General features: G+C 59.3%; 11 protein-coding genes and 1 other RNA gene. 8 read left to right on the forward strand and 4 right to left on the reverse strand.

What is annotated here, in order from left to right; all coding sequences use genetic code 11:
• From NW840_RS08435 to NW840_RS08465, 7 genes are all read left to right on the forward strand, one after another.
• Positions 1-301 (forward strand): carbon dioxide-concentrating mechanism protein CcmK (locus NW840_RS08435; RefSeq protein WP_414343632.1); only part of this gene is annotated, 301 nt, incomplete at its 5' end.
• Complete coding sequence (locus NW840_RS08440; RefSeq protein WP_011433394.1) at positions 301-600, forward strand: EutN/CcmL family microcompartment protein; 300 nt, start codon at positions 301-303, stop codon at positions 598-600. The genes NW840_RS08435 and NW840_RS08440, both read left to right, overlap by 1 nt.
• 71 nt (positions 601-671) lie before the next feature.
• The gene (locus NW840_RS08445; RefSeq protein ID WP_414343634.1) at positions 672-2633 is read left to right on the forward strand and encodes a ribulose bisphosphate carboxylase small subunit; all 1962 of its coding nucleotides are present in this window, start codon (positions 672-674) and stop codon (positions 2631-2633) included.
• Between the two features lie 66 nt (positions 2634-2699).
• Positions 2700-3365 carry a hypothetical protein gene (locus tag NW840_RS08450; RefSeq protein ID WP_414343636.1) on the forward strand — a complete coding sequence of 222 codons (666 nt, stop codon included), beginning with the start codon at positions 2700-2702 and terminating at the stop codon, positions 3363-3365.
• Between the two features lie 26 nt (positions 3366-3391).
• Positions 3392-4114 (forward strand): carbon dioxide-concentrating mechanism protein CcmK, encoded by a 723-nt coding sequence (locus NW840_RS08455; RefSeq protein WP_414329208.1) that lies wholly within the window; start codon positions 3392-3394, stop codon positions 4112-4114.
• A 72-nt stretch (positions 4115-4186) separates the two neighbouring features.
• Positions 4187-4284, forward strand: an RNA gene (gene ffs, locus NW840_RS08460) — signal recognition particle sRNA small type.
• A gap of 62 nt (positions 4285-4346) precedes the next feature.
• Complete coding sequence (locus NW840_RS08465; protein ID WP_414343637.1) at positions 4347-4751, forward strand: hypothetical protein; 405 nt, start codon at positions 4347-4349, stop codon at positions 4749-4751.
• Positions 4752-5084: 333 nt separating this feature from the next.
• Here NW840_RS08465 and serS read toward each other — a convergent pair whose 3' ends face one another.
• The 4 genes from serS to NW840_RS08485 form a co-directional block, all read right to left on the reverse strand.
• Positions 5085-6392, reverse strand: a complete 1308-nt coding sequence (serS, locus tag NW840_RS08470) for a serine--tRNA ligase (RefSeq protein WP_414343638.1) — start codon at positions 6390-6392, stop codon at positions 5085-5087.
• A gap of 34 nt (positions 6393-6426) precedes the next feature.
• Positions 6427-7419 (reverse strand): ketol-acid reductoisomerase, encoded by a 993-nt coding sequence (gene ilvC, locus NW840_RS08475; RefSeq protein ID WP_414329205.1) that lies wholly within the window; start codon positions 7417-7419, stop codon positions 6427-6429.
• A gap of 63 nt (positions 7420-7482) precedes the next feature.
• A complete protein-coding gene (locus NW840_RS08480; protein WP_414343639.1) occupies positions 7483-8949 on the reverse strand; it encodes a glycosyltransferase in 1467 nt (488 codons plus the stop codon).
• Positions 8950-9136: 187 nt separating this feature from the next.
• Complete coding sequence (locus NW840_RS08485) at positions 9137-9598, reverse strand: YlqD family protein (protein ID WP_011433386.1); 462 nt, start codon at positions 9596-9598, stop codon at positions 9137-9139.
• Positions 9599-9876: 278 nt separating this feature from the next.
• Between NW840_RS08485 and hemC the strand changes: the two genes are divergently transcribed.
• Entirely contained in the window at positions 9877-10863 is a 987-nt protein-coding gene (hemC, locus tag NW840_RS08490) for a hydroxymethylbilane synthase (RefSeq protein ID WP_414343641.1), read from the forward strand.
• The last annotated feature ends 1082 nt before the right edge of the window (positions 10864-11945 follow it).

An 11945-nucleotide genomic window follows, 5' to 3' on the forward strand; every position in this document is an offset into this window, starting at 1 on the left:
GGCAGTGGTAGAAGCTGCCGACGCCATGGTCAAGGCAGCCCGCGTTACCCTGGTGGGTTACGAGAAAATCAGCAGCGGTCGGGTCACCGTGATCGTGCGGGGGGATGTCTCGGAGGTGCAAGCCTCGGTGGCTGCCGGCATTGACTCGGTGAAGCGGGTGAACGGCGGCCAGTTGTTGTCTTGGCACATTATCGCCCGTCCCCACGAAAACCTGGAGTACGTGTTGCCCATTCGCTACACCGAGGATGTGGCCCAGTTCCGCGAAGGGGTAAATGCCATCCGTCCCTTCACCCGTCCCTGATGCGTATTGCCATTGTGCGGGGCACCGTCACCAGCACTCAAAAGGATCCCAGCTTGACGGGCGTGAAGTTTTTGTTGGTGCAGTACGTCGATCTCGAGGGCCAGCCGCAACCCGATTACGCTGTGGCTGCCGATCCGGTGGGGGCCGGCATTGACGAGTGGGTGCTGGTTAGCCAAGGCAGTGCCGCTCGCCAGCCGCAAGGAAACCAGACTCGCCCGCTGGATGCAGTGGTGATGGCGATTATCGATACGGTCAGCGTTGGCGGTCGCTCTCTCTACAACAAGCGCGATCAACGCTAGCTGGGATCCCTTCCCTTCTCATCTCTCTTGCTGCCCTTGTCCGCCCTACTGCGTTCTAGAGGCTCACGGTTATGCCTGCTCACACCTATGCTGCACCGCCAACGCCCTGGTCTCGCCGACTGGCGGAGCCCAAGATCGATCCCACAGCCTACGTGCATTCTTTCTCCAACCTCATTGGGGATGTGCGGGTGGAAGCGGAGGTGCTGATCGCCCCGGGAACTTCCATTCGCGCTGACGAGGGATCCCCCTTCCACATTGGCGCCAGATCCAACATTCAGGATGGGGTGGTCATCCACGGCCTGGAACAGGGGCGGGTGATAGGAGAAGACGGCCAACCCTACTCCGTTTGGATTGGCAGAAACACTTCCATTGCCCACATGGCTCTGATCCACGGGCCGGCCTACGTGGGCAACGACTGCTTTATTGGCTTCCGCTCGACGGTGTTCAACGCTCGGGTTGGGGATGGCTGCATCATCATGTTGCATTGCCTGATCCAGGATGTGGAGATCCCCCCAGGCAAGTACGTGCCTTCTGGATCCATCATCACCACCCAGGCCGAGGCCGACCGGCTGCCCGACGTCCAGGATAGCGATGCCAAGTTTGCCCAACACGTGATCGGCATCAACCAAGCCCTGCGAGAGGGCTACCAGTGCAGCGAAAACCTCGTCTGTATCGCTCCCATCCGCAACGAACTGCAGCGCACCTCTAACTCAACGGCTACGGAGACGGCACCCATGACTCATTCTTCCCATCGCGGCAATGGCCGGAACGGCGGCGGATCCCCTCTCAAGCCGGAGGTGGTGGAGCAAATTCGTGCCCTGTTGGCCCAAGGCTATCGCGTGGGGCTAGAGTATGCCGATGCTCGCCGCTTCAAAACCTCTTCCTGGCAAAGCGAAAGCCCAATCGCCAGCACCCACGAGGCGGAGGTGGTGCGATCGCTGGGGGCCATCCTGGCGGAGCACCAGGGAGAATATGTGCGCCTACTGGGGATCGATCCCAAGGCTAAACGGCGGGTGCTGGAGCAAATCATCCAAACCCCCGATGGGCCGGCGCTGGTCTCTGGGATGCCCAGCCGCGTCTCGGCAGCCGCTGCTCCGGGTTCTGGGGCGGTCGGCTCTCGCTCTGGCTCAGGGCTGGAGGAGGAGATCCGGACTTTGTTGGCGCAGGGGTATCGCGTTGGCCTGGAGGTGGCTGATGCCCGCCGCTACCGCACCTCTTCTTGGCAGACCTTGGGCAATTTGAGCGGTCAGCCGCAGGAGATCCTGGCCGCTGTTCAGGCTGCCCTAGCAGAGCACCAGGGAGAATATGTGCGCCTGTTGGGGATCGATCCCAAAGGCAAACGGCGGGTGCTGGAGAAGGTCATTCAAACCCCGCAAGGCCAGGTGAGCAGCAGTCCTGCAGGAACCGGCGTGGTGGCAGATACGGCTCCTGCGGCAGGGGGCAGTGCCGGCCTGGATCTGGAGGTGCAGGAGGAGGTGCATCGGCTGCTGGCTCAGGGCTATCGCATCGGCTACGAATATGCCGACGAGCGCCGCTTCAAAACCTCTTCCTGGCAGAGTGGGCCGGCCATTCGCGCCACCCGCGGGCCAGAGGTGTTGGCTAAGCTGACGGCTGCCCTGGCGGAGCACCAGGGAGAATATGTGCGCCTGCTGGGGATCGATCCCAAAGGCAAACGGCGGGTCTATGAGCGCATCATCCAAACCCCTAGCGGAAAATCTGCTGCTGCTGCCGCGGCTCCTGCTTCTGCCCCCAAGGGATCCCTTTCTGGCACCCGCCTCAGCGCCGAGGTGGTGGCTCAGGTGCAGCAGTTGCTCAGCCAAGGCTACCGCATCGGCACCGAACATGCGGACAAGCGCCGTTTTCGCACGTCTTCCTGGCAAAGCTGTAGCCCCATCGAGGCCACCCAAGTGCCCCAAGTGGTGGCGGCTCTAGAAGCCTGCCTGGCGGAACACCAGGGAGAATACGTTCGCCTGCTGGGGATCGATCCCAAGGCCAAACGGCGAGTGCTGGAGCAGATCATCCAAACCCCTTGAGGGATCCCAGCTTTTTTTGACCTCTGTTGGTTCAAGTCCAACCCCCCAGCGATGAGGAGCACCCTGTTGGCCTCTACTTTGCCCAACTCCATGACGCTCCGCGCCTTGCCTGGCCAGAACGACGAAACTCGCTATTTTGTCAGTGGTGAGGTACAGGTGGAAGCCGGGGCGGGGATTGGGGCAGGGGTGCTGCTGCGGGCCAACCCCGGCTGTCGAATTCACATCGGGCGCGGCGCGTGTATCGGCATGGGATCCGTTCTGCACGCCTGTGGGGGATCCCTCATCGTGGAGGCGGGAGCAACCTTGGGAATGGGGGTGCTGGTGATCGGGCAGGGCACCATCGGCAAAAATGCCTGCATCGGCTCGGAAACCACAGTGCTGAATTGTTCGGTGCTCAGCCAAGCAGTCATTCCCCCCGGCTCGCTGCTCGGGGATCCCACCTATGGTTTCGATCTCCAGGAGGCGGGCGGCAGCAAGCCCATCCCGGCAGAGCCCTCGCCGGCGGCAGTGGAAATGGCTCCAGAGATGTCGCCTGAGCCGTCTCCCCCACCCAGTTCTCCGGTGGCCAATGTTGAAAAGCAAACCCGCCGTTGGCACCAAGAAAAATCCGACTCCCCAGAGACCAAAACCCATAAGCTCAATGGGATCCCTGGCCATTGGGAATTGGATCGCCTCTTGAGCAAGATTTATCCCCATCGACAGGTGCTCTCCTCTGGGGATAGCCGGCTCTGATGGCTAAACTGGCGTGAGTAGTTAGGATGCCGATGTCAACCTCCCTGGGCCTGATTCAGACGCGCAGCTTTCCGGTCATCGTGCGCATTGCCGACGCTATGACCAAGTCGGCAGGCGTGACGCTGATCGGCTTTGAGAAAACCTCGGGGGGCTACTGCACAGCCATTGTGCGGGGGGGAATTGCCGATGTGCGCATTGCCATTGAGGAGGGCATTGAGCTGGCCCGCCAGTTTGACCAAGAGGAGATCTCCAGTTTGGTGATCCCACGCCCCCTGCCCAACTTGGAAGTGGTGCTGCCGATTAGCAGCAAGCTGTCTCAACTGGCGCAAAACCGCGGCTATAGCCGCCTCAGCAACTTGGCCGTGGGCCTGCTGGAAACTCGCGGCTTCCCGGCAATGGTGGGAGCTGCCGATGTCATGCTCAAAACCGCGGATGTCCAACTGGCGGCCTACGAGACCATTGGGGATGGCCTATGTACGGCCATTATCCGCGGTACAGTGGCCAACGTGGCCATTGCCATCGATGCCGGCATGTACGAAGCAGAGCGCATTGGGGAATTGCACGCGGTGGCAGTGATCCCCCGCCCTCTGGACGAACTGGAGCAAGCGCTGCCCGTGGCCAGTTGTTTTGTTGCTCAACCGGTTACCCTGCCGGTAACCCTTCCTCAAGTTCAGGAACAGGAGGTGCAGCGCAGCGATACAGCCGTAGAGCGGATCCCTGTTTATCTGGAGCCGCCTGAAACTCCCTAGCCCCCTGAGAAACCCATCTGTTGCCCAAGAAAGCCGAGCAGGGCAGAGGGGAAAAATGCTAGGCTACTGGAAGACCTGGGTCCGTGCAGCTCCGACGCCCAAACCGTGTCAGGATCGGAAGATAGCAGCACCACGGGATGCTCAGAGCAGGCGCGTCAACCCGGGTCGCCCTTTGCAGCCCTACTTCTCTCTGCTGGGTTCTCTCCTCGTTGCCCTAGCAGCGCATTACACTATGTCCGAAACAGACAATCCCCTCGCCAACTGGGCTCAAAAAGCCTTTTACTTCGGCATGGGTTTGGCGGCTGTGGCGGCGGATAATGCTGCCAAGGTGGCCAGCAAAGCGGGTATCCGTCTGATGGAGTTGCGCAAGCAGGCGCAAGCTTTGGTGGACGAGCTGGTGGAGCGGGGGGCGATGACCGCTGAAGAGGCGCGGGCTTACATGGATGCCATCGCCGCCAACGCCAACCGCAAGGGAGAAGACAGACAAACTGCCGGCCCCCGCAAGATCACCATTGATGACATTAGCGATACCGAGGGCGAGGCAGGCACGGCCATCGAACTTTCGGAAGCGGCCCGTCTGCGCCAGAAGATCGCCGAATTGCAAGCTGAGTTGGATCGCCTCAAGGGCAAATCTTGAGCGGAAGGACAGCCCGGCAGGAAGGTAGGAATGCATTGCTTCCTAGCTCCTCTCCCCTTTTGCATAGCGGAAGCGGTACCGCAGAGCACTTGGGAAGTGTCTCAACCTAACTTGAAATGACCCTAAAGATTGAGGCTACCGTCAGGTGGATCGTCTCTGTGAAGTGTTAGGGATCCTCGCCCTTTAGAGCCGGGGGCAGGTCAAGGTTGTTCATTTCAGAGGTTTCAAAAAACTGCCGTGAGACAGCTTGCAATTCTCCGTCGTCGGAGAAAAGATGGGAACACCCGCCTATCTGGGCAGGAGCATCTCAATCCAATCTTGTTGAGTTTGAGATCAGACAGCAGGAATGAGGATCCCGTCTTCCGAGAGAAAGCGGGAGCTGAGAAAGGGACGCAGCGCCTTGGGAATGCGAATTGAGCCATCCGGCTGTTGGTGATTTTCCAGCAGGGCAGCCAGAGAGCGCCCCACCGCCAAGCCAGATCCGTTCAGGGTGTGGACAAACTGGGTGCCTTTCTGGCCGGCTTCTTTGTAGCGCAGGTTAGCACGGCGGGCCTGAAAGTCCCAGCAGTTGGAGCAACTGGAGATCTCGCGGTATTGATTTTGGGAGGGGAACCACACCTCCAAGTCAAAGCAGCGGGCTGCCGCAAAGCCCAAATCGCCGCTACACAGCTCCACCACCCGGTAGGGCAGCTCCAGCATCTGTAAGATGGCCTCGGCATCCTGCACCAGCTTCTCGTGTTCGGCTTCCGATTGATCTGGGCGAGTGACCTTGACCAGCTCCACTTTTTGAAACTGGTGCAACCGGATCAGCCCCTTGGTGTCGCGGCCATAGCTGCCCGCCTCACGGCGAAAACATGGGGTGTAAGCACAGAAGTAGAGAGGAAGAGACTCTGCAGGGATCACCTCATCCCGGTACAGGTTGGTGAGGGGAACTTCCGCCGTCGGGATCAGCCACAGGTCGTCGTCAGCACAGCGAAAGCTGTCTTCGGCAAACTTGGGCAACTGCCCCGTCCCCTGCAAAGCGGCGCTGTTGACCAAAAAGGGTGGGATCACCTCGGTGTAGCCGGCTGCAACGTGGCGCTCCAGCATCATGGCAATCAAAGCCCGTTCCAGGGCCGCGCCCGCCCCTACCATAGCCACAAAGCGGCTTTGGGCCACTTTGACCGCACGGCCAATCTCCAGCAACCCCAGTTTTTCGGCAATCTCGTCATGGGGAAGGACAGGATGGGCCGGCTTTAGCTCCTCACCCCAGCGGCGCACCTCTACATTGTCGGCCTCATCTCGGCCAACCGGCACGCTGGGCAGTGGCAAATTGGGCAGGGTAAGCAGCCGAGCACGAATCTCCTCTTCCAGCTCCCGTTCCTGCTGCTCCAGTTGGGCAATCTCGGCCTTGAGATCCACCCCCCGCTGCCGCAGGGCCGCCACTTCGGGGCCTTGGGGATCCGCCCCCTGGCGGATGATCTCGCCGACTTTTTTGCCGAGGCTGTTGCTTTCGGCCTGCAGGGATCCCTTGCGGGTCTCCAACTGCCGCCGCTCCCGATCCAACTGCAGGATCCCATCCAGATCGACTGTGGCCCGGCGGTTTTGCAGGGCTTGGCGTACCTGTTCAGGGCGATCCCACAGCAGCTTCAGATCCAGCACAGAGATGGTCTACCCTCAGCTCCAGATATCCGACCTATTTCTTTAGCCAGCTAAACATGGCCCGCAGCTCCCTGCCCACCTGTTCAATGGGGTGTTCGGCCTCGCGCCGCCGCATCGCAGTAAGCCCTGGCTTGCCGGCCTGATTTTCCAAGACAAATTCACGGGCAAATTGGCCGCTTTGAATCTCGGCGAGGATGCGTTTCATCTCGGCGCGGGTTTGCTCCGTGATGATGCGGGGGCCACGGGTGTAGTCGCCGTATTCTGCCGTGTTGGAGATGCTGTGGCGCATTTTCTCCAAGCCCCCCTCGACAATGAGATCCACGATCAGCTTCACCTCATGCAGGCACTCGAAGTAGGCCAGTTCCGGCTGGTAGCCCGCTTCCACCAAGGTTTCAAACCCCGCTTTGATCAGAGCCGTCAGCCCACCGCAGAGCACCACCTGCTCGCCAAAGAGGTCGGTTTCGGTCTCTTCCCGGAAGGTGGTTTCCAAAATGCCGGCCCGCGTGCCACCGATGGCTTTGGCATAGGCCATGGCCCGCTCCCGTGCCATTCCCGAGGCATCTTGATAGACGGCAAACAGGCAGGGCACCCCTTCCCCCGCTTGGTAGGTGCGCCGCACCAAGTGCCCAGGGCCTTTGGGGGCAACCATGATGACATCCACGTCTGCCGGCGGCTGGATCTGCCCGAAGTGAATGTTGAAGCCGTGGGCAAAGAGGAGCACGTTCCCCGGCTGCAGGTGGGGACGGATTTCGCCCTGGAAAACGGCCTTTTGCACTTCATCGGGCAGCAAAACCATTACCCAATCGGCGGCAGCGGCAGCATCCGCCACCGTTTTGACCATTAAGCCGTCTTGCTCGGCTTTGGGCCAGGAAGGGCTGCCAGGGTAAAGGCCAACGATGACCTGGACACCGCTATCGCGCAAATTGAGGGCGTGGGCGTGGCCTTGGCTGCCATAGCCGATGATGGCAACGGTTTTATCGGCCAAAGGCTCCAGGTTGGCGTCGGTGTCGTAGTAGAGGCGGGCCATGGTCGAGCAGGGCGTGAGCAGGTGCTTGACTAGGATAGCAGGATTGGATCCAACTTGCTGACCTCAAGCGCCGTGATGAACAGTTTTCACCCACCTTAGGCGCTTGGGCTGTACACACATGCGAGCGGTTGTGGCGATCATAACCGGCAGCCAGTGGAGCATGTAGACCAAGCCCAGGGCGGTGTGCCACCAAAGTCGCCGTCCGCGCAAGCCCTCCACCTGGCGTAGCCCCCGGTAAAAAGCCACCGTCAGGCAGCCCATCACCAGAGCGTTCAAGGGGAGCAGCACCGAGGAGTGGCCCGTCAACAGCACCCAGAGGGTATCGGGAACCAAGGCCATCGGCAGCAAGTACTGAGAAATAAAGAAGGCCCAGAGATCCACCGTTTTGGCCATCCCCATGCGGCGACCGAGGATCCCTGGCCAGTAGTCGAGATAGCGCTGGTAGCCCCCTTCCGCCCAGCGGCAGCGCTGGTGCCAGAGGCTTTTCCAAGAGGTGACCCCTTCTTCGACGATGGCCGGCTCTGGCAGAAAGGCGATATCTACGCCCGCCAGGTGCAGCTTGAAGGTGAGATCCAAGTCGTCGGTGAGGGTGGCCTCGTTCCAGCCGCCGCACTTTTCCAAAACATCTCGCCGCACCAGTTGGCCGTTGCCACGTAGCTCGCCAATACCCCTCACAGCCACGCGCTGCTGCTGGAAGTAAGCATCAGAGGCCATTTCCGCCACCTGCCCCAGAGTCCAGAAGTTGACGTTGGGGTTGCTCAGGGCCTTGCGCACCTGGACAGCGCCTACCGTCCGTCTGCTGAAACGGCTGCGCAGGCTTCCCACTTGAACAAACAAGGGCAGAGTGCGGGCAAGAAAATCCGAAGGCACCACAGCATCGGCATCGCAGACCAGGATGATCTCCCCTTGGGTGAGGGGCAGTACCTCGTTGAGGGCGCCGGACTTACCCCCGCCCCGCCCCGGCTGCCGCCGGTAAACCCGCAGATGCGGGATCCGCTTTTGGGCTTCCCGCAGAACTTCAGGGGTGGCATCGCTGCTGTTGTCGTCGATGGCCCACAGCTCCAGATGGCTGGTGGGGTAACGGAGCTGGGTCAAGCTGTGCAACAGCCGTGGGAGCACTGCGCTCTCATTCTTGGCTGGGATCAACACGGCCACACGGGGCAAGGCCAGCCCGCCCAACTCAGAAAGCCCGCTCTGCCCATCCCGTTGCATTGGCAGGACAGAGTCATTGTTGTTATCTGTTGACCTGGGATCCCGGCGGGTCGCAGCGGCAGGAGGAAGTCTCAGAGGGGGCAGGGAGGTCGCCGGTTGCAGGCGAAATAAGCGGCTAATGTGGATCACCATGAACGTGGCCAAACCAACGGTGATCCAACGGGCCGTCGGCACCACATGCATCAGGCTGACCAACCCCCACACCATGGCCAGAACCAGCAGAGCCTTGAGACGGCGGCGCTGGGCCGAGGTGAGCAACCAATCGGGAAGATGAAGATCCTCGAGAGGCTCTGGCTCTGACCAGACGAACTCAGACATGGGAATCCTCCCCCGGGCGGCAATGTTACCCAACCTCGCCAGCCTGTGCGAGCGTTAACCCAAAGGCTGTTAAGAGGTTGTTACCTATTGTCACCCATTGTGTTGGCGAAACGGAGTTCTCGAGAACCTACAGGCGAGAAAAATTGGGGATCCCGACTGCCGCTTCTCCGGCAAGGGGGTGAGTAGCCTATGGGTTACCGCGAATCTCTTTGATCACCCCATCTTCCAGAAGGATCTCGACCTGCATTTTCTGGATCAGGTTGTCTCCTTTTTGGACTCGGAAGAAGCTCTCCACATTGCCCTGCAGCACTTCTTGGTTAAGCTCCAGGGTGCTCAGTTGGTTGATCTGCTGCAACAATTGGTTTTTCTGATCCAAGAGGCGGATTTTCTGCTCGTTCACGCGGCTTTTCACCGCTTCCACCTGTTGGAGCACTTGGGGGCTGTTGGGGTTGGGGCTCTGTTTCTCCAGTTCGGCAATAGCCCGCTTGCCCTGAAACTCCAGCTGTTGCATCTGAGCATCGGTGGCTTCGATCTGCCGCTCCAGTTGCTCCTGCATTTCCTTTTTCCAAAGGGGTGTGACCACCACCTTAACGGGAATGTTGCGTTTGAGCAGTAATTGAGTGCCGTTGCTGACGTTGTTTTCTTCCATAAGACTCATCCAGGCAGACGACCAACCAAACCAGGGGCTTGTGCCCATTGTAGAAAGCTCCCCTCAAAAGCTCTGGGGTTGGGGAAGAGGAGCTTGACAGACCGGATCCTCCCCCGCCGAGCCGGAGAATCCATCTATTTATCCTACCGGCTGGGATCCCTGCGGTAAAGTCTTGATTTCGGGAAACTGCAATTTTGGTTAAGGATCTTAAAGGCCGCCGCCTTGCCCTGGCACAGATTCGGCTAGCGTGAGAGACAGTGTTCTTTTTTGCGGCAGCCATGAGTGAACTGGCTTCGACCCCTTCCAAGCCCTCTGCTGGGATCACCGAGCCGGTGCGGATTGCCTCTCGAAAAAGCGAGTTGGCTTTGGTGCAGACCCAGTGGGTGATGGGTCAGTTGCAAGAACACCATCCGGGATTACCTCTGGAGCTCAACACTCTCTCCACCCAGGGAGACATCATCCTGGATGTAGCCCTGGCCAAAATTGGAGACAAAGGTCTTTTTACCAAGGAATTGGAGGTTAGCCTGCTCAACGGCAGCAGCGACTTGGCGGTACACAGCCTTAAAGACTTGCCCACTCGCCTGCCGGAGGGCTTGGTGTTGGGGGCGATCACGCGGCGGGAGGATCCCCTGGATGCTTTGGTGGTGGGGGAAAAGTTCCGGGATTACCGACTGGCCACCCTGCCAGAGGGGACGGTGATCGGCACTTCATCGCTGCGGCGGCTGGCCCAACTGCGCCATGCCTTTCCCCACTTGCACTTTAAGGATGTGCGGGGCAACCTCAACACCCGCTTGGCCAAGCTGGAGAGGGGAGAGTACGACGGCCTGATTTTGGCGGTGGCCGGGTTGAAGCGCCTGGGCAAAGCCGACCGGATCCACGAGGTGCTGGATCCCAGCGTGTCTCTGTACGCGGTTGGGCAGGGATCCCTGGGGCTCGAGTGCCGGCAGGGGGACGAGCGGATTCTGGAGCTCATCCGACCCTTGGCCGATGCGGAGGCCACAGCCCGCTGCTTGGCAGAGCGAGCTTTCCTGCGGGCTTTGGAAGGAGGGTGTCAAGTGCCCATTGGCGTTCACAGCCAAGTCCAAGGGGAGGCGCTGCACCTAACCGGTATGGTGGCCGACCTGGATGGCCGGCGGCTCATCCGCGATACTCAGACGGGATCCGTAGCCGACCCGGAAGCGGTGGGGGTAGCTTTGGCAGAAAAGCTAAAACAGCAGGGGGCCGACGAGATTTTGCAAGCCATTTTTGCCCAGGCCCGCCGTTAGGCTTTTCCACCCTTTCTGAGTAAGCTTTGAGGTCTGCAGCCAGGGGGAGTTGAAGAAAAGGGGGGCACGGAAGTCCCCCCTAAGGCAAATTTCACTCAACTTCAAATGGGAAACTCGCATTCACAGCAGCAGTATCTAAGCTCTAGCTTAGCTTCCAAAACCGCCGTATCATCCTGAACTACTAGGGTCACTCTGTTGTTGGCAATCTCTGCCGGCGAGAGGGTTAGGGTTTTGGTGAAAGTTTGGCCAGGCGGACTTGGGGAAGTATACAAAAACCCCGCTTGAGTTAAAGTCCCGCCGTTGTATAGGTAGTACTTGTCGTTCCCGGCATTAGGAGTTGTGTTACTTGTTGCCTGCAAGTTATTGCGATAGGTAAACGTAAGGGTGCCTCCCATCCGGCAGCCCGTTTTACAAGGGGGGCTCCATTGGAAGGTATGAGCAAAGAGTTTATTGGCTTGGGGCTCTCCCCAGTTGACTGTCCCGAAAGGGCCCTGGAGAGTTGTCCAAATTTGGGGTGGAACCTCCGATGGCAGGGGGGAAGCAGGGTTTGGCGGAGGAGCGCTGAGGGTTACTGAGCGCAACACCATGGGTCTCGAGCACGGAAGGCCAGGCAGAGGTCTTGGCGAAGGGGGGAAAGGAACCTGGCGGAATAGCTCATCTACAGTTTCTGAGGATTCTGCCGGAGCTATGGGAACTGGGGAGGGTATCGATCTAGGCACAGAAGGCATAGGCTGCCTAGCTGGCCCTGGAGCCTGAGCCACCAAAAAATGATCTCGAGCCAAGGCAGTACCTGGAAGAAAACCACTCTCCCAAAACGGTGTGAGTAGTAGAGCCAAAATGCCCAAGTGAAGCCCTGCTTTCATCTGTGTTCTCCAAACCTTAAAAGTATAGAGATGCCCGTTCTTCCTCAGTTACAGCTAAAGCCGACGGAGAGGAAAAATAATCTGGCAGCAAAGACTTTCCGGAATACGAGCAGGTTCCTCAAACCTTGTGAAATTTAATTAAGCTTAATTTAGGTCGTGTTGATCTTATGTTAGGATAGAGAGAATAATTTATAGAGGAAAGAGGATGAAGTTGGTTTT

The sequence above is a fragment of the Synechococcus sp. R5-13 genome, from assembly GCF_047462015.1.
Classification (GTDB): Bacteria; Cyanobacteriota; Cyanobacteriia; order Thermostichales; family Thermostichaceae; genus Thermostichus.

What these genes read in the sequence shown, in the direction of transcription:
- hemC (WP_414343641.1), top strand. Translation starts at nt 9,877, where the DNA reads ATGAGTGAACTGGCTTCGACCCCTTCCAAGCCCTCTGCTGGGATCACC.
- NW840_RS08465 (WP_414343637.1), top strand. Translation starts at nt 4,347, where the DNA reads ATGTCCGAAACAGACAATCCCCTCGCCAACTGGGCTCAAAAAGCCTTT.
- NW840_RS08485 (WP_011433386.1), bottom strand. Translation starts at nt 9,598, where the DNA reads ATGGAAGAAAACAACGTCAGCAACGGCACTCAATTACTGCTCAAACGC.
- NW840_RS08445 (WP_414343634.1), top strand. Translation starts at nt 672, where the DNA reads ATGCCTGCTCACACCTATGCTGCACCGCCAACGCCCTGGTCTCGCCGA.
- ilvC (WP_414329205.1), bottom strand. Translation starts at nt 7,419, where the DNA reads ATGGCCCGCCTCTACTACGACACCGACGCCAACCTGGAGCCTTTGGCC.
- NW840_RS08480 (WP_414343639.1), bottom strand. Translation starts at nt 8,949, where the DNA reads ATGTCTGAGTTCGTCTGGTCAGAGCCAGAGCCTCTCGAGGATCTTCAT.
- NW840_RS08440 (WP_011433394.1), top strand. Translation starts at nt 301, where the DNA reads ATGCGTATTGCCATTGTGCGGGGCACCGTCACCAGCACTCAAAAGGAT.
- NW840_RS08455 (WP_414329208.1), top strand. Translation starts at nt 3,392, where the DNA reads ATGCCGATGTCAACCTCCCTGGGCCTGATTCAGACGCGCAGCTTTCCG.